Here is a 19,691-nt window from a genome sequence, read left to right on the forward strand (position 1 = left end):
TGGCGGGGCGCGCGGGGCCGGTGTATTTCTCCGGGCCGGGATAACGCGAGGGAGGCACCCCGGCATGAGCGACGTGACCATCTACCACAACCCCCGATGCAGCAAGTCGCGCCAGACGCTGGAGCTGTTGCAGTCCAGGGGCATCACCCCGACGGTGGTGGAGTACCTGAAGACCCCGCCATCCGCCGCCGAGCTGAAGGCCATCCTGACCAAGCTGGGCAAGGGCCCGCGCGACATCGTCCGTTCCAAGGAGGCGGCGGAGGCCGGGATTTCCAAGGATCTGGACGGCGACGCCCTGATCGCCGCCCTGTCGGCCAACCCCACGGCCATCGAGCGTCCCATCGTCGTCAAGGGCGACAAGGCCCGCGTCGGCCGCCCGCCGGAAAGCGTTCTGGAGATCCTGTAAGTGACCCCAAACACCACGATCGGCTTCGATCCCAAGACGGCGGCCGCCGAGCTGCGCACCGTCCGCGACTTCATCCGCTTCGGCGTCAGCCGCTTCAACGAGGCCGAGCTGGACTACGGCCACGGCACCAACAGCGCCTTCGACGAGGCGGTCTTCATGGTGCTGGAAGGGCTGAACCTGCCCATCGACCAGCTGGAGCCCTATCTGGACGCCCGGCTGACCACGCCGGAGCGCGAGAAGCTGGCCGACCTGCTGCACAAGCGGGTCAACACGCGCAAGCCGGCGCCCTATCTGCTGAACCGCGCCTACATCCAGGGCATCCCCTTCTACGTGGACGAGCGGGTGATCGTGCCGCGCTCCTACATCGGGGAAATCCTGTTCTCCGGCCTGATCGGCGGTGACGACGACAGCGATGACGGCGACGACTTCACCCTGGTCGAGGACCCGACCTCGGTGGAGCGGGTGCTGGACCTGTGCACCGGGTCGGGCTGCCTCGCCATCCTGGCGGCGCGCATCTTCCCCGAGGCGCAGGTGGACGCCGTGGACCTGTCGCCCGACGCGCTGGAAGTCGCCCGGCGCAACGTCGGCGACAGCGGCTACGAGGACCGCATCACCCTGCATCAGGGCGACCTGTTCGCGCCGCTGAAGAACCGCAAATACGACGTCATCATCACCAACCCGCCCTATGTGGACGCAGAGGCGATGGCGAACCTGCCGCCGGAATTCCGGCACGAGCCGGAAATGGCGCTGGCGTCCGGCGAGGACGGGCTGGACATCGTCCGCCGCATCCTGCGCGAAGCCGCCAAGCACCTGACGCCGGAGGGTGGCCTGCTGTGCGAGTTCGGCACCGGCCGCGAGATCCTGGAAGCCGAATATCCAGACCTGGATTTCTTCTGGGTCGAGACGGCCAACAGCTTCGGCGAGGTCTTCTGGCTGACCCGCGACCAGCTGAAGGGCGTGAAGTAAGCGCCGACTCCTCCCCCTCCTGCCCGCGACAGCGGGCGGGAGAGGGCGCCTGGAGCCTATGCCTCGACCCGCAGCAGGTCGCGCATGGCCCTGGCGAGGGCTTCGGGGCGGTAGGGTTTGTGGAGGAGTTGGAAGCCTTCCTCGCGGGCTTTGCCGGCACCGTTGGAGTAGCCGGTCGTCAGCAGCACCGGCAGGTCGGGAAAGCGCCGGCGGATGGTCCGGGCGAGTTCCAGCCCGTTCATCGAGCCGGGCATGACGATGTCGGAGAAGACGAGGTCGAAGCGCTTGCCGTTCGACAGGCATTCCAGGGCGCGGTCGGCGTTTTCCGCCAGCGTGACCGCGTAGCCGAAGCCCTGCAGAAGGGTCGTGGTCGTCTTGCCGATTTCCGGGCTGTCCTCGACCAAGAGGACCGCGCGTCCATGGCCTGCGGGGATGGGGGGCGGGATGTCGCCCGTCGCCAGGTTCGGGGCGTGGCGCGAGCGCGGCAGGTAGAGAGTGATCGCGGCGCCCGCGCCGGGCTCGCCCTCAATCACGGCGGTGCCGCCGGACTGGGAGGCGAAGCCGTAGACCTGACTGAGGCCGAGACCGGTGCCCTTGCCGACCTCCTTCGTCGTGAAGAAGGGATCGAAGACGCGGTCGCGGATCGCCGGATCGATGCCGGTGCCGGTGTCGGCCAGGGTCAACGCCACGAAAGCGCCATCGAGGCCGTCCGGGCCGTCGTTGCAAGCGAACTCCACGTTGCGGGTCACCACGCGCAACGTCCCGCCGGTGGGCATGGCGTCGCGGGCGTTGACGGCGAGGTTCAGGACGGCCAGTTCCAGCTGCGCGCGGTCCACCTCGACCGGCCAGAGGCCGGAGGCGAAGTCGGTCTCCACGGCGATGTCGCCGCGCAGTGACCGCTTCAGCATGCTGTCCGCCATGGTGGACAGGGTTTCGGTGAGGTTGACGACCTCCGGTTTCAGGGTCTGCTGCCGGGCGAAGCTCAAAAGCTGCTGCGTCAGTTGGCCGCCCCGGTAGGCCGCCTGCATCGCCGTGTCGATGAAGGGGTTGCAGGGGCTGTCCGCGCCGGCCCGCGCCTGCGCCAGATAGAGGTTGCTGGTGATGACCATCAGCAGATTGTTGAAGTCGTGCGCGATGCCTCCGGTGATCTGGCCCAGCATCTCCAGCCGCTGGATCTTTTGCAGGATTTCCTCGGCCCGCTCGCGCCGGACCACCTCTTCCTGCAATTGGGCGACGGCGCGCCGTTCCGAGCGGCTCTTGCGCATGGCGATCCGCGCGAGGAAAGCCAGCAGGAAGGACGAGGGCACCGCGACGAGGGCGTAGATGGCGACGTGGCTCAACCATTGCGCCTGCACCGCCGCCACGGGATGGCCATAGGTGACGTAGATCGGCAGATCGCCCAGCCGGCGATAGGCGAAAAAGCGTTCCACCCCGTCCAGTTCCGACCGCGTGCGGATCAGGCCGCTTTCGGGACGGATCGTCATCGCCTTGAGAAGGGGGTTGTCGGGGCCGAGGCGGACGGAACCCGGACTGGAAAAAGACGGGCGCCGCACGAGGATCGTGCCGTCCGCCCGAATCAGGCCGGCGACGTCGCCGGATGCGGACAAGGCCCGCGCGAAGGCCGCCGCGTGGGCATCGATGTGCACCGACAGCGTGATCGCCCCGTCGAAGCGGCCATCCGGGGCCGTTCGCCGCCGCGCGAGATTGAAGGCGGGAACGTGGGTGATGCGCCCTTCGTAGGCTTCGCTGACGAACAGGGCGTCGCGCTCGCGCACCGCTTTGAAGTAATCGCGGTCGGCCACGCTGATGTCCGGCAGGGGAAAGATGACGCTGCTGTTGACGCTGTGCCCGTCGGGAGCGGTCAGCCAGATGCTGTCCACGCTGTCGAACGCCTCGTCCACGCGCTTCAGCATGCGGTGGACGGTTTCGGACCGGGCGATGTCGTCCCAGGTCAGGTCGCGGAGGCGGTCGTCCAACTCATCCAGGATGAACTGGTGAGTGGCGAAGGAGCGCGCCGCCTGCTCGTGCAGAAGCTGGACGGTGCGCCTGGCGTGGCGCTCCCCCTCCAGGAAGGTTTCGCGGTAGTCACGCAGGGAGGCGACCAGCAGCAGGGTCAGCGGGACGGCGAAGCACGTCACCAGCAGAGTCAGGGACTCGCCGATGGAGAGTCGCTTCGACATAGGGTTGCCCGCCGGGGTTGTTCCGCGTCAGTGAATACTAAAACCGGCAGGGCTGTCATTACCCCATTCGGAAGGCCGCCGCTGAAGTTCTAGGCCGAACAGCCGAAGGGGCCCTACACGTGCCTGCGCAGCAGGATGCTGCCGCCCTGGTGCGGCAGGCGTTCGTGCCAGGGAACGGCGGCGCGGGCGACCTCGTGGAAGCCTTCCGAGGCGTAGAGGCTTAGGGCGGCGGGGTTGTCGGCCCAGACGTGCAGGGACACCCGGTCGAACCCGCCGGTGCGCGCCCGCCCATACACCCAGTCGAGCAGGCGGCGGGCGACACCCGCGCGACGGAAGGCCGGATCGACGGCCAGCGCCGAGAGGAAGTAGCTGCCCCAATCCTGGGTCGCGTTGAAGCTCGCCAGATGGGCGAGGCGATCCGGGGGAAGACCGCTGTAATCCTCGGTCTTGATCCAGTCCACGGGATAGGCGTGCGCAACGCCAACGACGCGCCCCCCCAGTTCCGCCACGCCGGAATGGCGGTGCGAGAAGGAGCCGGACGAGCCGGCGAGGCCGGGCACCAGCATCTCCGCCGCCGTCATGCCGGGCACCAGCCCGTCCAGCAGGAATTCGTAGACACCGCCGCCGGCCATGTCGATCAGCCGCGCCATCTCCGGCGCGTCGTCGGGCTCCGCCGGGCGGATGAGGATGTCGGGCGTGGACATGCTGCTTTCCTTTTGTCGGCTGCTGCGTCGTTGTGGGCGTTGACCATCCGTCCGTCCCGCCGTACCCTGCTGGCATGGTTGGACATCACCTCACGCTCGGTCAGCGAATTAGCAGCCCGGTTCTCCTTTGAGAGCCGGGGATTTCGTACGTCTGCTTTTTCCGACCCGTTTTTGAGTGATGTGATCCATGACCACCGTCGTGCGCCCCGTGGCCGTTCTGTCGGCCCCCGCCGCTGAATCCCGTCCGACCGATCCCAACCGCTGCGTCGCCTTCCTGGTGCAGGCCGACGCCGATCCCGGCACCCTGCCCCGCGTGCTTGAGCTGATCGCCAAGCGCGGCCTCGTCCCGCTGTCGCTGAGCAGTCGGCTGGCCGGCGATACGCTGGAGGTGGCGATGGAGGTCGCCGGCATGGTCCGCGCCGAGTCGGACCATGTCGGCAACTGCCTGCGCCAGATCCCCATGGTGGCGCGGGTGACCGTCGTGGAACGGACGGTCCCGGCCGATCTGCCGCACGTCGATCTGCGGCACATCGACCTGCCGGAAGCCGCCGATTGAGGCTTGCCCAGTCGACGGCCTACTCGGTCGTCGTCTTGGTCTCGGGCGCGGGGGTGGGCTGGGCCTCCCCCGTGTCGGTGGTTTGCTCCGCTTCTTCCTGCATCTGCTGGGCGGCGCGCTGCAGCTTGGCGAACTGCGCCACCGAGAAGGGCAGCGTGACGAGGTAGGCGAGCCCGACGAAGGCCAGCGTCCACCAGGGTTGGCTGACCAGCGCGGCGGCGAGCAGGCCGACGCCGACCAGCGCCGGCACCACATAGTGGGTCGGCACCCGCATCCCCTTAAAGGAGAAGGTGGGCAGCGTGCTGACCATCAGACCGCCGACCAGCAGCGTCCAGGGCACCACGATGGCCGGATGGCCGGCGATCTCCGGCCCGGCCTCGAACCCGACGACCATGGGCAGCACGGCCAGACCCGCGCCGGCCGGGGCCGGAACGCCGGTGAAGTAGTTGAAGGCCCAGGGCGGCATCTCGACGTCGAGGCGCGAGTTGAAGCGGGCGAGCCGCAGCGCCGCGCAGACGGCGTAGGCCATGGCCGCGATCCAGCCCAGGCTGCCCGCCCCGTTCAGCGCCCACAGATACATGATGAAGGCCGGCGCCACGCCGAAGCTGATCACGTCGGACAGGCTGTCCAGCTCCGCGCCGAACTTGCTCTGGCCGTTCAGCAGGCGGGCGATGCGGCCGTCCAGCGCGTCGAGAATGGCGGCGATCACGATGGCGATCACCGCCGGTTCCCACCGCTCGTGCATGGCGAAGCGGATCGCCGTCAAGCCGGAGCACAGCGCCAGCACCGTCAGCACGTTGGGAAGAAGGTGGTTGATCGACAACCCCTTCAGGCGCGGGTGCGGCCGGCGCACCCGGCGCTTGCGGAAGACGCCCGGCTTGAAGACCGGCTGCTTGAAGACGGGCGGCCGTTTCATCGGCGCACTTCCCCCTGGCGTTGCGGTTCGGTGGAGGTGAGATCGGCCAGAACCGTCTCGCCGCCGATGGCGCTCTGCCCGACGCAGACCAGCGGGGCCACGCCGTCCGGCAGGTAGACGTCGGTGCGGCTGCCGAAACGGATCAGGCCGAAGCGCTCGCCCGCCTTCACCTCCTGCCCCGGCTTGACCCAGAACAGGATGCGGCGCGCGACGAGGCCGGCGATCTGCACATAGGCGATCTCCCGCCCGTCGGGCAGACGGTGGCGGAAGGCGGCGCGCTCGTTCTCCTCGCTGGCCTTGTCCAGCGCGGCGTTCACGAAGGTACCCTTGTGGTATTCCGCCGCGACCACGGTGCCGTCCGCCGGCACGCGGTTGACGTGCACGTTGAAGACGTTGAGGAAGATGCTGATGCGGGTGCGCGGCGCGTCGCCCATGCCGAGTTCGGGCGGCGGCACGGCCGGCACGATCATGGTCACGCGGCCATCGGCCGGGCTGACCAGCAAGCCGGGGCGCGACGGGGTGACGCGGTCGGGGTCGCGGAAGAAATACGCGCACCACAGGGTCAGCACGAACCCGATCCAGCCGAGCGGCTCGGCGACGGCAAGCCCGAGGACCAGGGAGACCACGGCGAAGGCGGCGATGAAGGGCCAGCCGGCGCGGTGGATCGGAACGACTACGGTATCAATGGCGGACATCGCCGTCTCTTAAGCCCTTACTGCGTTTGATGCGGCGCATTCTAGACGTCCTCCCCCGCCCTTTACAGAATTTTAGCAGGCGGGGCGGAGACTAACGCCAACCATCGACATGAATGAGCGACCCCCCGTGTCCGTTCCCGCCGCCCGCCTTCAGGCCATGCCGTCGCTCGCGGAGGTCGCCGAGACCGCGCTTCCGTTCAACCCCGACTCCTTCGTGATGACGCCGGAAGGCGTGCTGGGCATCGCCAAGCCGCCACGCCCGGCGCGCCTGCATTTCATGGCCGACGACCTGCCGTTCAACGTGGCGGTCAGCTTCGACGGCGCGGTGTCGGTGTCGCAGATCTGGGCGGAGGTCGGGCACATCCCCTACACCGCGCAGTCGCCGGAGCGGCGTCGGCAGCTGCTCGGCATCCTGCGCGGGATTCAGGACCTGAGGTTCGCCCGGTTCCTGGTGCAGGGGGGGCAGAAGATCCTGCTGTTTTCCGAAGCGCGCTACGATGGGCAGGCGACTCCGGAGGATTTGATCCATCAAACGGTGCTGGCGCTCCAGGAGGCGCGGCCCTTCCTGCGGATGCTCGCGCCGTACCTGTGACAGGCCCCCTTCCTCCCACGCTCTGCGTGGGCCCCTCCTTCCCCCACCTTCGGCGGGGGCAGGTTGTTTAGCCCTCCCCCGCCGAAGGTGGGGGAGGGTTTGGGTGGGGGCCCAACGGGGCTCAGTTCGCCACGGGAAGCGCGAAGATCTGGCCCGGATAGATCAGGTCCGGATCGCGGATCTGGTCGCGGTTGGCCTGATAGATCTGCGTGTACTGCACGCCGTGGCCGTAGGTGCTGCGGGCGATGCGCCACAGGCTGTTGCCGGGCTGGACCACGACCTTCCGGCCTTCCGGCAGGTTGGCCGGCACCTCGGACACCTGGACGGGAAGCTCGACTCGGGCGGTTACCTTGCCGGCCTCGGTCACCTGATCGGCGCGCAGCGTGTAGACGCCGGGGCTGATCGCCCGTTCGGGGCTGAGCCGCCAACGGCCGTCCGGGTCGGTGTGGGCGCGGCCGACCAGCAGGTTGTCGAGATAAAGCTGAACCGCGCTGCCGGGCTGAGCGCGTCCGCCCATCGCCACTTGGCCGGTGGCGTCGTAGTCCATGCTTTCCACCGACACGCCGCCCGGCGGCGGCGGGGCCGCGATGCTGCGCGTCACGGTTCCGGCGTCCTTGGGGGTGGCGTCCTTGGGAACGGTGGGGGCTTGCAGCACGGTGCTCGGCCCCAAGCCATCGCGCGGGACGGCGACGGCGAGCGGGGCGGCAAGCGGAGCCGAGGGCGCATCCGAGGAGGCGCCGCCGGTGGAGGGCGTCGCTTCCGGGACCATGACGACCACGACCCGCTCGGACGGAATGGGCTCGGCGGCGCCGGGCTTCTGTTCGGAAAGATTCAGCTCGCGCGTGCCGGGGGTCAGGGGCTGGTCGGGCAGAAGCACCCACTCGCCGCGCCCGTCGGCCTTGACCGAGCCCAGGGGCTGCTCGCCGTCGCGCACGGTGACCGAGGAACCGGGCGTCGCGCGGCCGGCGATCACCGCCGCGCCATCGGGAGCGACGCGGACGATGTCAAAGCGCGGGCCGCTGGGAGCGGGAGGTTGGGCTGGGACCGGGGCCACGGCGGCGGGTGTGGCACGGGGTTCACTGGACTTGGGTTCGGGGGGCTTCGCGGGCGCCGAGGCGGCCGGTCCGAGCGCCACGGTGGCGCCTTTCGGGGCTGGAGGCGGGGTCACGGAGACATAGGCGACCGCTCCGGCCGCCAGGACTGCCGCCACACCGCCGAAAAGGAGAACCTGATTCACGGATGCACCGCCGCTTCGCCACCGGCCGACACGCCGACCGTCCGGAGGATAGCAGATCGGATTGCCCAGGCAGAACACCGCCGATGGATCATATGCATATCCTCACGGACGGCCCGCACCGCCTTCGCGCCGGCTGTTTGCGTCATCGGTTCGAGACCTATTCGAGGGGTGGAATGGATTTGAGATAGGCGACGATGGCCGCACGATCCTCCGCCGTCAGTTTCGAGGTGGAGTTGCGGACGACCTCGGCCATCGCTCCGCCGGCCACGTCACCGTCGGGAAGCAGGCCGATTTCCAGCAACAGCGCGATGTCGCCGGGAGACCAGGAGCCGATGCCCACCTTGGGATGCGGCGTGATGTTGGGCACCTTGTCGCCGTCCGGTCCCTTGGGGTTGCCAGCCAGATAACGGTCACGGTCCAAGCCGCCAAGCGTCGTGCGCGGGGTGTGGCATTCCCCGCAATGGGCGACCGCCTCCACCAGATAGCGCCCCCGGTTCCAGTCCGGCGGTTTGGACGGATCGTCGGGGCGGGGACCGACCTCGGTCAGGTAGAGCCACTGCCAGCCGGCCAGGGTAAAGCGCCAGGAGAAGGGCGGCGACAGCTCGTGCGGCCTGTTGGGGGTGGGAACGGCCTCCCGCGTGAACAGGTAGGCCTTCAGGTCCGACAGGTCGCGGTCGGTCATCCGCGTGTAGCTGGTGTAGGGAAAGGCCGGGTAGAGGGGCTCGCCCTCCCGCCCCTTGCCCTCGCGCAGGGCGCGGATGAAGTCGGCGTCGGACCAGCGGCCGATGCCGTGGTCCGGGTCCGGGGTGATGTTGGGCGGATAGAAGGTGCCAAAGGGCGTGGCGAGCGGCCGGCCGCCGGCCAGCGGCTTGCCACCGCCCTTCTCGTCGGTGTGGCAGCCGAGGCAGCCGGCGGCGTTGAACAGGTATTCGCCACGCTCAACCGCGTTGGGCGAGGACGGATCCGCCGCCAGCGCCCCGCCGGATATCGTCAAAAGCAGGACGAGGAGTGCTGGACCTCGCATGGACATCACGGCTTCTTCTGCCGGAAGTCCTCATGGCAGTTGGAACAGGCCTTGGACATGACCTGCATCGCCTGCGCGATCTGGGTGCGGTCGCCACCGTTGGCGGCCTCGGTCAGGCGGGCGGCGGCCGGCTTCAGGCCGTTCCAGTACTCCACCGCCTTCGGCCAGTTCTGCCACAGTTCCGGCTTGGCCTCGCTGTCGGACACCCCGATGGCGGTGCCCTGCGGGAAGACCGTGTGCGGATCCTTCGCGACCATTTCGGTGATGGCGGCGGCGGCGGAGCGGACGTCGGCGACGGTGGCCCCCTCCCCCTTCACGAACTTGGCGACGGCGCCGAGACCACCGCCCATGGTTTTCATCGTCTGCTCGCGCTGCTTGACGAGCGCCACGGGATCGGCGCCGATGGCGGTCCCGACGACGCCGCCGAAACCAAGAAACAGAACTCCGGCAACGGAAGCGGCCGCCAGAGCGTTGATGACGCGCGGGTCCATATGGTCCCTCCAAATGGGTCGATGCCTGTTGTCCGGGTAGACGCAATGGCCGGGGCTGATATTCCCTGGTCCTAGGTGGATTGGACCGGCGCATCGGACCAGTCGCCGAAACGTGGTGCCCTCCGGGAAAGAAAGGGTGAGCGATGAAGGCCCCGAAATCCGTGTGCGTCTATTGCGGTTCGTCCAGCCGCGTCGCCGACCTCCACAAGGATACCGCGCACGCGCTGGGCGAGGGGCTGGCCCGCCGGGACATTCAGCTGGTCTACGGCGGCGGCCGGGTCGGGCTGATGGGCATCGTCGCCGACGCGGCGCTGGGCGCCGGGGGCAGCGTGGTCGGCATCATCCCGGAGCACATCCAGTCCGCCGAGGTCGAGCACACCGGCCTGACCGAACTGCACGTCGTGGACAGCATGCACACGCGAAAGCGCATGATGATGGAGCGGTCGGACGCCTTCGTGGTGCTGCCGGGCGGCCTCGGCACCATGGACGAGACCTTCGAGGTCCTGACCTGGAAGCAGCTGCGGCTGCACGACAAGCCCATCGTCATTGTCGACGTGGACGGCTACTGGCGCCCGCTGCTGGGCCTGATCGACCACATGATCGCGCAGGGCTTCGCCCAGACCGGCCACCGCGCCCTGTTCACCGTCGTGAACGAGGCGGACGAAGTGTTCGACGCGCTGGAGCACGAACCGGAACCGTCCCTGAGAACACGCACCCAGAAGCTCTGAATCGGGCAAGTGGTAGGACCAGAAGCGTCTGTTTCCGCCATTTTCCGGTCAATTTAGGGCTTTTATGACACCGCCGCGCCTTCCTTTCGGCAAGGGGGCGGTGCTATATAACCGCGATCCGTTTCCGTCCGGGGAGTCGGGAACCGCCCGCAAGCGGTAACCCGGCCAACGCCACAAAACGGCGCGCCCGGTGCCCATGGAATAGCCAACGCCCTTACCCGTTCGGGGAGAACTCGCACCCATGACGAAGATCAAGGTAGCCAATCCGGTCGTCGAACTCGACGGCGACGAGATGACGCGCATCATCTGGCAGTTCATCAAGGACAAGCTGATCCTGCCGTACCTGGACATCGACCTGAAGTACTACGATCTGGGCATCGAGAACCGCGACAAGACGGACGACAAGGTCACGGTCGAATCCGCCAACGCGATCAAGCAGTACGGCGTCGGCGTCAAGTGCGCGACCATCACCCCGGACGAGGCGCGGGTGACGGAGTTCAACCTCAAGAAGATGTGGAAGTCGCCGAACGGCACCATCCGCAACATCCTGGGCGGCACCGTCTTCCGCGAGCCGATCGTCTGCTCGAACGTTCCGCGCTACGTGCCGGGCTGGACCAAGCCGATCATCATCGGCCGTCACGCCTTCGGCGACCAGTACAAGGCCACCGACTTCGTCGTTCCGGGCAAGGGCAAGCTGTCGATCAAGTGGACGCCGGAGGGCGGCGGCGAGTCGATCGAGCATGAGGTGTACGATTTCCCCGGCGCGGGCGTCGCCATGGGCATGTACAACCTGGACGAGTCGATCGAGGGCTTCGCCCACTCCAGCTTCATGTACGGCCTGGAGCGCGGCTATTCGGTCTACCTGTCCACGAAGAACACGATCCTGAAGGCCTACGACGGCCGCTTCAAGGACATCTTCCAGAAGGTCTTCGAGGAGACCTACGCCGACCAGTTCAAGGCCAAGGGCCTGGTCTACGAGCACCGCCTGATCGACGACATGGTCGCCTCGGCCCTGAAGTGGGAAGGCGGCTTCGTGTGGGCCTGCAAGAACTACGACGGCGACGTGGAGTCCGACGTGGTGGCGCAGGGCTTCGGCTCGCTGGGCCTGATGACCTCGGTGCTGGTCACGCCGGACGGCAAGACCGTCGAGGCCGAGGCCGCCCACGGCACGGTGACCCGCCACTACCGCGAGCACCAGAAGGGCAAGGAGACCTCCACCAACCCGATCGCGTCGATCTACGCCTGGACGCAGGGTCTGGCCTACCGCGGCAAGTTCGACAACACGCCGGACGTCGTGAAGTTCGCCCAGACGCTGGAGCGCGTCTGCGTCGAGACCGTGGAGTCGGGCTTCATGACCAAGGATCTGGCGATTCTCATCGGTCCGGAGCAGCCCTGGCTGACCACCAAGCAGTTCCTCGACAAGCTGGACGAGAACCTGCAGAAGAAAATGGCCGCCTGGGCGTAACAAAAACTCAGGTGCGACGCCGCGTCCCGGTCAAACGGGGCACCGGGTCGAGGTAAGGTTGCGGCGGGGAGCCTCGGCTCCCCGCTTTTTTGTTGCCCGCATCAGGATGAATTTCGAGGAAACGTCATGCCCAACGAGACCTTCCGCATCGCCGTGATCGGCGCCGGCGAAACCGGCACGCCGCTGCTCCAGAAGCTGATCGACGCTCCGTTCGTGGAGCTGCTGGGGGTGGCCGATCTGGACGCCGAGGCGCCCGGCATGAAGCTGGCCCGCGCGAAGGGCGTGACGACCACGACCGACTTCATGGAGTTGGCCCGGCTCGGCGAAACGGTCGACGTGCTGATCGACGTGACCGGCGTGCCGAAGGTGCGCGAGGCCCTGCGCCAGCACATGCAGGACAGCGGCAACCATCACACGCTGATCGTGCACGAGGTGGTGGTGCAGCTGCTGCTGTCGCTGCTCGCCGGAAAGCGGGTCCGCCTGAAGCACGACGCGCTGGAGTACTGATATCGAAGGCGTTTGATGGCCCCCATCAAACGCCTTCGATTCAAACCCGGCAGCACGTTGCGTAGCAACGTGCGAGAGGGTCATACGGCCGGCCGAACATGACGCATTCATGCGCCGGCCGTATGAGCGGGCTTTCCTTCCACTTTCCGGCTATCCGTTTTCCGGCCCTCCCCTTTTCCGAACGCGTTCGGGGCACCACATCGTCGGCGAACGACTGTTGGGGAGGGGTATGGAGACGAAGGAACGGGCCAAGGCGTCCGCGCTGCTGAAACGGCTTCGCGAGACGCTTGGAGGCGAGACGCCGACGCTGGGGGAGGTTCTGGCGCATCTGGGGGACCGGGCGCCGGGTTTCCTGCTGCTGGCGCTCGCCATCCCGGCCGTCGTGCCGACGCCGGGGGTTCCGGCGGGCATGGTGTTCGGCACGGTGCTGGCCCTGGTGGCGGTGCAGATGATCGTCGGGCGGGACCGGCTGGAGGTGCCGAGGTGGATCGGCAAGCGCCGGGTCAAGCGCAGCACCATCCACACGGTGGTGGAGAAGGCCACGCCGATGGTCGAGCGGGTAGAACGGACGCTGCGGACCCGCTACCCGGCCTTGACGCGGTCGGGGATCCTGCGGCCGCTGGGTGTCTTCGTGCTGCTGATGGGGGTGCTGATCGCGCTGCCGATCCCGTTCGGCAACACCCTGCCGGGGCTGGCGGTGCTGGTGATCGCGCTGGGCCTGATCGCGAAAGACGGGCTGGCCGTGCTGGCCGGGCTGGGGCTTGGTGCCGTGGCGACCGGAGTGTCGGTGGCGCTGGTGGCTGGCACCTATTGGGCCGTGACGGCGGCCCCGATCTAGGAAAGCTGGTTCTGGATATGACCGTGTTGGGCCGCCCTTCGGTTGGCCCAACCTACGATCTCGACACAAAATATGGTGGATTACGCGGCGCCGACGCTGCGGTCTTCGTCGCGCTTCTTGCCGGATGAGGCCGGCTGGTAGGCCACCGCCGCGTGTTCCGCGCAGTAGGGCAGACCCGGCAGGGAGGGCTTGCCGCAGAAATGGAAGTCCTGGTGCTTGGGATCGCCGACCGGCCACTTGCACATGCGCTCGGTCAGGGCCAGGATCGTCGCGCCACGGGTGGGCTTCTTCTTGATGGGCGAAGGCCGGCCGGACAGGCCGAGACGATGCGCCTTGCCGATCACCGCGTTGCGGCTGATGTCACCGAGAATGTCCGCGATTTCGCTCGCGCTCAGCCCCTGGGCCCAGAGGTCCTTCAGCTGCTGAACCCGTTCGTCCGTCCAACTCATTCCCTGTCTCCCGTGGTCCGGTAGCCGGTTCCCTGGTTAACCAATATGCCTTTCGACCAGTGCGGTCGTTTTCCATAAGCCGCAATATTTTGTGCCAGCCGGGTAAGAACCTACCAGATGGACACTTCGGGGGATAGGGGGTCGATTCAACATTCCTGTGCATAAGTCTGTGGGTGTTATGAGTTCAACGCCCCATACACCTCCTCGGCTATACCCGAAAGGGTGACGCGGTCGAGGTCGCCCGTTACGGCCCATGCCAAGCCATTGTCCCGCCAATAGAAAGCGTGGACGCTGCCGTCCTGGGCAAAGCGGAAGGCCGTGTCGGACGCGTCGGAGGACGCCCGGACGTAGAGCGTGATGCGGCGACCCGCCGCATCCTGGTACATCAGTTGCGCGGCCGGTCCCTGGGCGTCGGACAGCAGGCGCCCGCCCACCAGATCGTAGCCGTGGGACGCAAGGCTCGGCGCGCGGAGCGGCTTGCCGAGACGCTTGGACAGCCAGCCGACGAGGTGCGCCTCCTGGTCCGCGCCGACCTCCACGGGGTGGCGGACCTCCACGACGAAGACGCGGTGGGCGGCGACGGCGTCGGCGATGAAGGCGGCGGTGCCGGCGGAGCGGGCGCCGGTCCAGTCGCGGACCAGCCAGCCGGTCGCCCCGCCGGCCAGGAACAGCAGCAGCGAAGCGGCCAGCGCCAGAAGCCACAGCACCGGGCGCCTGCGCGATTCCGCAGGACGCGCCGCGAAGGGCGGCGTCAGGGAGTCCGGCAGGGGCCGGTCGATCAGCGGGCCGAAGGCGCGGCCGAGCAGGACGCGCTGGGCGCGGTAGCGTTCGAAACGGCGGGCCACGTCCGGGTTGTCGGCGAGATGGCGTTCCACCTCCGTCCGGCGTTCCTCGGGCAGCTCGCCATCCAGCCAGGCGTGCAGGTCGGCGTCGGTCACGGGGTCCCGTCCCTCCTTTCCCGTCATCATCACTTGATCCTCCTCACCACCTGCTCCTCGCCGCCGTCGAGGAGGGCGCGCAGGCGCTCCCGCGCGCGGGCGAGGCGGGACATGACGGTGCCGATGGGAACCTCCAGCACCTCCGCCGCCTCGCGGTAGGACAGCCCCTCCAGCCCGGTGAGGAGAAGGACGGTGCGGTGCTCCTCCGACAGCTGGCCGAAGGCGCGGACGAAGTCGCGCACCTCGCCCCGGTCGGCGGGTTCGGCGCTGAGCGCCAGATCGTCGGCGAGGTCGTCCACCGACACCTCCGGCCCGCGCCGCCGCCGCCCGCGCAGGCCGGAGACGTGCAGGTTGTGCAGGATCGACAGCAACCAGCCGCCCAGCCGGGACACGTCGCGCAACGCGTGGCGGTTGGCCAGCGCCTTTTCGATGCAGTCCTGCACGAGGTCGTCGGCGTCGGCCAGATTGCCGGCCAGGGCGGCGGCGTAGCGGCGCAGGCGCGGGACGTGGGCGGCGATGGCGCGGTCATCGACCGGTCCCGGCGGCTGGGCGGGTGGTGGCATCGGCGGCGGGCCTCCCGCGGGGTGGGTGTCCTGACCGTCAGGACGCCCCTGCCCCGCCGATTATTCCACCAACGGACAGGTTACGCCGCCGAAAAGCCCGACTTGCCGTCGAAGTTGCAGAGATTCTCGGTCTGGGTGAAGTCCAGCCCGCCGCGCGCGAGGTTGCCCAGCAGCTCCACGATGTCGGCGTGGGCTATGGTGGTCCCTTCGCGGGCGGTGAAGCGGCAGCGCCAATGGTCGGTGTAGAAGACGTCGGCGTTGCCCTCCGGCCAGACCTTCTGCGACCGGTTGGAGATGCTGGCGAGGTCCAGCGCGCCGGTGACGAGCGGCTTGACCAGACCGGCCAGCTCGTCCGGGCTGCCGCCGGGCCAGTGCAGGAACACGTCCACCCCGACCAGCTCCTTCAGGGCGACGCGGCGGGGGGAGAGGCGGACGCCGGCCTCGTAGGCGGGGCGCCCGGTGTTGGCGTAGCCGACGCTGGACAGGGTCACGGGGAGCTCGCCCAGCCGCTCCACCACCGCCTCGGCAAAGGCCTGGGTGCCGACGCGGTAGCGGCTGACCCCGCGCGAGAAAATGTCCACGGTGTGGACGCCGTCCTCGATGGCCTTGAGCCACGCGTTGTGGATGCGCGCCGCCACGTCGCCCTGGCCGATGTGGACCAGCATCATCACGGCGGCCATCAGCATGCCGGAGGGGTTGGCGATCCCCTGCCCCGCGATCATCGGGGCGGAGCCGTGGATCGCCTCGAACATGGCGCAGGCGTCGCCGATGTTGGCGGAGCCGGCCAGCCCGACCGAGCCGGTGATCTGCGCCGCGATGTCCGACACGATGTCGCCGTAGAGGTTCAGCGTCACGATCACGTCGAAGCGTTCGGGCTGGTCGGCCAGACGCGCGGCGCCGATGTCCACGATCAGGTGGTCGGCCTTGATCTCCGGGTATTCGGCGGCGATCTCGTGAAAGATCTTCAGGAACAGGCCATCCGTCATCTTCATGACGTTGTCCTTGACGAAGGCCGTCACCTTGCGCCGGTGGTTGGCGCGGGCGTAGTCGAAGGCGTAGCGCACGATGCGCTCCGACCCCGGCCGCGAGATCAGCTTCACCGACTGGATCACGTCGTCGGTCTGCCGGTGTTCGATGCCGGCGTAGAGGTCTTCCTCGTTCTCGCGGATGATGACCACGTCCATGCGCGGGTGCCGCGTGCGCACGTAGGGGTGGTAGGAGACGCAGGGGCGGACGTTGGCGAACAGCCCCAGCGTGGTGCGCGCGGTGACGTTCAGCGACTTGTTGCCGTAGCCCTGCGGGGTGGTGATCGGCCCCTTCAGAAAGACGCGGGTGCGGCGGATCGAGCCCCAGCCGGCGGCGTCCAGCCCGCCCAGATGACCCCGGCGGTAGACCTGCTCGCCCGCCGGAACCTCCTCCACCTTCAGGCGCGCGCCGGCCGCGTTCATCACGAAAAGCACGGCGTCCATGATCTCGGGGCCGATGCCGTCGCCGCGGGCGACCGTGATGGGGGTGGTTTCGCGCATACACTCACTCCAAGGGGACCCGCCACGGGGGCTATGGGGGGCCTTGGGGACCCTAGACGAAGGGGGGTGACGATTCAATGGGTGCGGGTAACACCACTTCGGCGCGAGCGGCCGGACTCAGGAGACGGCGCGAACCCCCGCGATGACGAAGCGGCTTTTCGGCACCGCCGGCATCCGTCCGGTGTCGATGGTCAGGTCCTGGGCCGGCACCTCGTAGGTCATGGCGGCGGTCAGCAGGCGCACCGCCCGCGTCATCAACTCGATGGTGGCCCACTCCCCCGGACAGCGGTGGTTGAGGTGGTGGTCGCCGCCGCCCTGCGGAATGAGGTCGTAGGGGCTGTCGTCCCGCTGGCGGAAGCGGTCGGGCCGGAAGCGGTCGGGGTCTTTCCAGAGTCGCGGGTCGTGGTCGGTGCCGTGCAGGTCGAGGATCACCCACGCCCCCTCGGCGAAGCGGTGCCCGCGCCAGTCGAAGGGCTTCAGCACCCGCCCGGCGACGATGGGGAAGAAGGGGTACAGGCGGCGGACCTCCTGCACGAACATCGCGCGGTAGGCGTCGTCGGTCCGCGCCGGCTCCCGGCAGTCGGGATGCTGGTGCAGGGCCAGCGCGGCGAAGGTGATGAAGCGTTCCACGGCCACGGTGGGCCGCAGGATGTTGATGAGTTCCACGCCGGCGGTCTTCACGGACAGAAGCTCGCCGTTCCGGTCCCGGTGGCGGGCGATGACGGCCAGCGCGCGATCCTCCGGCACGGCAAGCGAGCCGTCGCGGACCCGCCCGATCAGGCCACGCGCCCAGCGCTCCGTCCGCGCGCGCAGGGCGAGGCCCCGCCAGTTGCGCGGCCCGACGGAGCCGGCCCCCTCGAACATCGCCGCGAGTTCGCGCGTCCGCTTCTCCGCCTCCGGTTCGCCCAGCGGGACGCCCGCCCAGGCGCAGACGGCCCACGTAAGAATCCGCTGAGTCTCGTCGGCGAGGACGATGCGGTCCATCCGCTCCCACGCCGGGAGGCGGGCGCGCCACTGCTCCTCGAACAGGTCGCCGAGGCGGCGGATGGCGTCCGGCGTCATCAGGGACAAGACCATGGCCTTGCGGTGCCGGTGCGCCTCGCCGTCGAGCGTCGCGACGCTGCCCCAGTCCTGGAGCAGGGCCAGCGTGTTCGGCGGCAGCGCCCTGCGCCGGGTGAAGCGGCCGGGTTCGTAGAAGACGCGGGCGGCCTCCTCCCCCTGCATGCAGATCGCCGGGCGGAGCATCAGCCGCGTGGCGAACACATCCGACCCAAGCCGCCAGCACCGTTTCGAGATGAACCCATAGCCGTCCCTCAGCAGGTCCAGCGTGGCGTCCAGGCTCCCATCGCGCGGTATGTCCGTGTCCGGCATGGCTCCCCCGTGAAGTTGCGGCGTCGGGACCGTAACCCCGAACGGCAGGGGGAGGTTCAGCGCGGCGGCGATTATCGCGGTGGGCGGGGGTGCTGAGGGGTAGAGCCATGCGCGGGGCGCATGGGGTGGATTGTGCATCATTGCGGCATTATGGAGCAAACGCCACCAACACTTCGCATACTAAGCGTCTGATGGTGGCCTAGACTCTTCCCCGGTAGACCACTCCGCCGGGGAAGACGCCATGCCCGATACTATCCCGCCCTCCGTCAATGCGCTTCTGAAGCTCCGGGAAAAGCTTTGTTCCGAGCTGCGCTCCCTCGGCATCCGGGAGAGGGCTTTACGGGCCAAGCTGGTTCAGGTTGACGGAGTCCTCCGCATGCTGGGAGAGGCGGATCCGGAGTTTCCCGGCCGGCGCAAGCGACCCGCCAGCCCCTTTGCTAAGCGGGAGGTGAAGCGGAGGATACTGGACGTGCTGCGGGACGCCCCGCAGCCCCTAACAACCTCTCAAGTCGCCATACGCGTCATGGAAGCGCGCGGGCTTTCCACCGATGATCCAGGCGCTGTGAAGCTCGTGCAGAAGGCCGTTGTGGCAGTCCTGCGGAGGGGCGTGGAGTTCGTCGACGTGGGGCGAGATGGAAGAGCGAAGCGGTGGGGGCTGGCAGCCATCCTAAATGAACGCCCCGACTGAGCATTTACCCAGCCGGGGCTTTCAGTTAGTTGGGACGGTGCCCAGACCAGCTCGGGAGCGCGTCAAACAAATTGCCTTGCCGCAACGGAGCCGGGATCACGCTGTCTGGAACTCGGATACCGAGCATTTCGAAAGCGGCTGGCATGATATGCGCAGCATACTGCGCTCCGCCGTTCCTGCGGGCTTCACCAAGAAGGCGCGTTACTGCGTTACAGGCTGTAATCCTGATTTTCAACAAGGCTTCGTTCTGGCGGTCTGCAAGCAGTGCTTGATGGGTCCGCCCCTCCATGTGGGCGCGGACGACGCTGTTGCACCACGCATGGAACTCGGGGGACAGGTACTTGGCGTAGGCCATGGCAAGTTGCCAGTGCGCCCAGGTCCCGCCACCCTTGCCCTTTTTCGTGATCATAACCTGCTCCATGGTCAGGTTATGAGACGCGGCCACGAACTCCACGAATTCCGCGCCTTCCTTCCTGGACCAGTTCCACGGTTCCCTGTTCTCCGGCGAGCCCGCCGCCTTCCACATGTCTGTCAGGCTCACGGTTTTGCCACGGTCGCGAATAGCATGGCCGTTGTACGCTAAGCAGGCGTTATGTAAGCTGTTACCCTTCATTCTTTCACTCCATGTCAGTGAAGGGATGGGGAAAGCCCAGCTTTGTAGTGGGAGCTGGGCGGGGTTCCGGCGGCGGGACTGTCTGGGGAGATGTGTCCCGCCACCTCTCGGCACGAACCTTTCGTGCGCGAAGCTTTTTAAGTTCACCGACCAACCCGAGTCCCTTTTTGCTGCACAGCCGCTGCGGCGCGCGTTGGATTCGGAATGCAATTGCCTATTTGGCACGGTGAGGCTGCAT

22 protein-coding genes are annotated in these 19,691 nt (G+C 67.9%); 9 read left to right on the forward strand and 13 right to left on the reverse strand.

The window, feature by feature from the left end; translation table 11 throughout:
* The first annotated feature begins 64 nt into the window (after positions 1-64).
* Together arsC and prmB are read left to right on the forward strand one after the other, a co-directional pair.
* Entirely contained in the window at positions 65-406 is a 342-nt protein-coding gene (gene arsC, locus J2852_RS09475; protein WP_209874352.1) for an arsenate reductase (glutaredoxin), read from the forward strand.
* On the forward strand, positions 407-1,372 hold the full coding sequence (gene prmB, locus J2852_RS09480; protein ID WP_343206705.1) for a 50S ribosomal protein L3 N(5)-glutamine methyltransferase: 966 nt from the start codon (positions 407-409) through the stop codon (positions 1,370-1,372).
* Between the two features lie 56 nt (positions 1,373-1,428).
* Here the strand turns inward: prmB and J2852_RS09485 are convergent, their stop codons facing one another.
* Together J2852_RS09485 and J2852_RS09490 are read right to left on the reverse strand one after the other, a co-directional pair.
* Positions 1,429-3,552: a hybrid sensor histidine kinase/response regulator gene (locus tag J2852_RS09485; protein ID WP_209874355.1), complete on the reverse strand. Its 2,124-nt coding sequence runs from the start codon at positions 3,550-3,552 to the stop codon at positions 1,429-1,431.
* A 113-nt stretch (positions 3,553-3,665) separates the two neighbouring features.
* Positions 3,666-4,256, reverse strand: a complete 591-nt coding sequence (locus J2852_RS09490; RefSeq protein WP_209874358.1) for a GNAT family N-acetyltransferase — start codon at positions 4,254-4,256, stop codon at positions 3,666-3,668.
* A 187-nt stretch (positions 4,257-4,443) separates the two neighbouring features.
* On the opposite strand from J2852_RS09490, the gene J2852_RS09495 reads away from it, so the two are divergent.
* Positions 4,444-4,812 (forward strand): hypothetical protein, encoded by a 369-nt coding sequence (locus J2852_RS09495; protein WP_209874361.1) that lies wholly within the window; start codon positions 4,444-4,446, stop codon positions 4,810-4,812.
* Between the two features lie 19 nt (positions 4,813-4,831).
* On the opposite strand, the gene pssA is transcribed toward J2852_RS09495, so the two are convergent.
* Together pssA and J2852_RS09505 are read right to left on the reverse strand one after the other, a co-directional pair.
* Entirely contained in the window at positions 4,832-5,728 is an 897-nt protein-coding gene (pssA, locus tag J2852_RS09500; RefSeq protein WP_246499405.1) for a CDP-diacylglycerol--serine O-phosphatidyltransferase, read from the reverse strand.
* Complete coding sequence (locus tag J2852_RS09505) at positions 5,725-6,423, reverse strand: phosphatidylserine decarboxylase (RefSeq protein WP_209874364.1); 699 nt, start codon at positions 6,421-6,423, stop codon at positions 5,725-5,727. Before J2852_RS09505 ends, pssA begins: the two co-directional genes overlap by 4 nt.
* A 127-nt stretch (positions 6,424-6,550) precedes the next feature.
* Here J2852_RS09505 and J2852_RS09510 point away from each other — a divergent pair, with 127 nt between their 5' ends.
* On the forward strand, positions 6,551-7,015 hold the full coding sequence (locus tag J2852_RS09510) for a hypothetical protein (RefSeq protein WP_209874367.1): 465 nt from the start codon (positions 6,551-6,553) through the stop codon (positions 7,013-7,015).
* 121 nt (positions 7,016-7,136) lie between these two features.
* Here J2852_RS09510 and J2852_RS09515 read toward each other — a convergent pair whose 3' ends face one another.
* The 3 genes from J2852_RS09515 to J2852_RS09525 all read right to left on the reverse strand — a co-directional run bounded on the left by J2852_RS09515 (position 7,137) and on the right by J2852_RS09525 (position 9,767).
* Positions 7,137-8,252, reverse strand: coding sequence for a LysM peptidoglycan-binding domain-containing protein (locus J2852_RS09515; RefSeq protein ID WP_209874369.1), 1,116 nt, complete (start codon positions 8,250-8,252; stop codon positions 7,137-7,139).
* Between the two features lie 157 nt (positions 8,253-8,409).
* Positions 8,410-9,282, reverse strand: coding sequence for a cytochrome c (locus J2852_RS09520; protein WP_209874372.1), 873 nt, complete (start codon positions 9,280-9,282; stop codon positions 8,410-8,412).
* Entirely contained in the window at positions 9,282-9,767 is a 486-nt protein-coding gene (locus J2852_RS09525) for a c-type cytochrome (protein ID WP_209874374.1), read from the reverse strand. The genes J2852_RS09520 and J2852_RS09525 overlap by 1 nt, the downstream gene beginning before the upstream one ends.
* Before the next feature lie 143 nt (positions 9,768-9,910).
* Here J2852_RS09525 and J2852_RS09530 point away from each other — a divergent pair, with 143 nt between their 5' ends.
* From J2852_RS09530 to J2852_RS09545, 4 genes are all read left to right on the forward strand, one after another.
* Complete coding sequence (locus J2852_RS09530) at positions 9,911-10,495, forward strand: LOG family protein (protein ID WP_209874377.1); 585 nt, start codon at positions 9,911-9,913, stop codon at positions 10,493-10,495.
* Positions 10,496-10,736: 241 nt separating this feature from the next.
* Positions 10,737-11,960 carry an NADP-dependent isocitrate dehydrogenase gene (locus J2852_RS09535; protein WP_209874379.1) on the forward strand — a complete coding sequence of 408 codons (1,224 nt, stop codon included), beginning with the start codon at positions 10,737-10,739 and terminating at the stop codon, positions 11,958-11,960.
* 126 nt (positions 11,961-12,086) lie between these two features.
* A complete protein-coding gene (locus J2852_RS09540) occupies positions 12,087-12,467 on the forward strand; it encodes an oxidoreductase (RefSeq protein ID WP_209874382.1) in 381 nt (126 codons plus the stop codon).
* 229 nt (positions 12,468-12,696) lie between these two features.
* Positions 12,697-13,305 carry an exopolysaccharide biosynthesis protein gene (locus J2852_RS09545; RefSeq protein ID WP_209874385.1) on the forward strand — a complete coding sequence of 203 codons (609 nt, stop codon included), beginning with the start codon at positions 12,697-12,699 and terminating at the stop codon, positions 13,303-13,305.
* A gap of 80 nt (positions 13,306-13,385) precedes the next feature.
* Here J2852_RS09545 and J2852_RS09550 read toward each other — a convergent pair whose 3' ends face one another.
* The 5 genes from J2852_RS09550 to J2852_RS09570 form a co-directional block, all read right to left on the reverse strand.
* Positions 13,386-13,754 carry a GcrA family cell cycle regulator gene (locus J2852_RS09550; RefSeq protein ID WP_209874388.1) on the reverse strand — a complete coding sequence of 123 codons (369 nt, stop codon included), beginning with the start codon at positions 13,752-13,754 and terminating at the stop codon, positions 13,386-13,388.
* Between the two features lie 176 nt (positions 13,755-13,930).
* Positions 13,931-14,722, reverse strand: coding sequence for an anti-sigma factor family protein (locus tag J2852_RS09555; RefSeq protein WP_246499408.1), 792 nt, complete (start codon positions 14,720-14,722; stop codon positions 13,931-13,933).
* The gene (locus J2852_RS09560) at positions 14,722-15,255 is read right to left on the reverse strand and encodes an RNA polymerase sigma factor (protein ID WP_209874391.1); all 534 of its coding nucleotides are present in this window, start codon (positions 15,253-15,255) and stop codon (positions 14,722-14,724) included. The genes J2852_RS09555 and J2852_RS09560 overlap by 1 nt, the downstream gene beginning before the upstream one ends.
* Before the next feature lie 80 nt (positions 15,256-15,335).
* Positions 15,336-16,781, reverse strand: a complete 1,446-nt coding sequence (locus J2852_RS09565) for an NADP-dependent isocitrate dehydrogenase (RefSeq protein WP_209874394.1) — start codon at positions 16,779-16,781, stop codon at positions 15,336-15,338.
* Positions 16,782-16,898: 117 nt separating this feature from the next.
* Complete coding sequence (locus J2852_RS09570) at positions 16,899-18,152, reverse strand: cytochrome P450 (protein WP_209874398.1); 1,254 nt, start codon at positions 18,150-18,152, stop codon at positions 16,899-16,901.
* Positions 18,153-18,393: 241 nt separating this feature from the next.
* Here J2852_RS09570 and J2852_RS09575 point away from each other — a divergent pair, with 241 nt between their 5' ends.
* Positions 18,394-18,840 carry a hypothetical protein gene (locus tag J2852_RS09575; protein WP_209874401.1) on the forward strand — a complete coding sequence of 149 codons (447 nt, stop codon included), beginning with the start codon at positions 18,394-18,396 and terminating at the stop codon, positions 18,838-18,840.
* Between the two features lie 25 nt (positions 18,841-18,865).
* On the opposite strand, the gene J2852_RS09580 is transcribed toward J2852_RS09575, so the two are convergent.
* A complete protein-coding gene (locus tag J2852_RS09580) occupies positions 18,866-19,453 on the reverse strand; it encodes a KilA-N domain-containing protein (protein WP_209874404.1) in 588 nt (195 codons plus the stop codon).
* Between the last annotated feature and the right edge of the window lie 238 nt (positions 19,454-19,691).

Source organism: Azospirillum soli, from assembly GCF_017876165.1.
Classification (GTDB): Bacteria; Pseudomonadota; Alphaproteobacteria; order Azospirillales; family Azospirillaceae; genus Azospirillum; species Azospirillum soli.